Below are 492 nucleotides of genomic sequence, written 5' to 3'. Positions count from 1 at the left end.
ACTGTTCTTCCAGCTCATTTCCTGCAGGAGTATAAGAGGATGTGAATGTCAGATCAGGTGCCGGAAGCGCCTTACGATTGAGTTTACCGCTCGCCGTCAAAGGCATTTCTGCCAGATGAACGTACGCCACCGGGACCATATAGTCTGGCAAACGACTCTTCAGATACTCCTTCAAATTATTTTCATCCTGCTGCTCATCAGAAAGATAATAAGCTACCAACTGCAATTCGTTTTGCAATTCACAAGGCACAACACACACCTCTCTCACCGATGGATGACTTGCCAGTTGCTGGGTAATTTCCCCCAGCTCTATGCGGAAACCCCGGATCTTGACCTGATCATCACACCGCCCCAAAAACTCCAGGTTACCATCGGGACGCCATTTCACCAGGTCACCCGTACGATACATCTTTTCCCCTTCAAAAAACGGGTCAGGAAGAAAACGCTCCGCCGTCAATGCTGCATTGTGAAGGTAGCCTTTTGCCAGGCAGG

The 492-nt window shown here is 49.4% G+C and carries 1 pseudogene; it reads right to left on the bottom strand.

Annotated elements, in window-relative coordinates:
• Positions 1-492, bottom strand: a pseudogene (locus tag FNH22_RS31795) (AMP-binding protein); the annotation flags it as partial.

Origin of the sequence: Fulvivirga sp. M361, from assembly GCF_007097395.1 — a bacterium.
In the GTDB taxonomy this organism is placed as follows: Bacteria; Bacteroidota; Bacteroidia; order Cytophagales; family Cyclobacteriaceae; genus Fulvivirga.
Note: the sequence above shows the minus strand (reverse complement) of the source record. Positions and strands in the feature narration are given on the sequence as shown.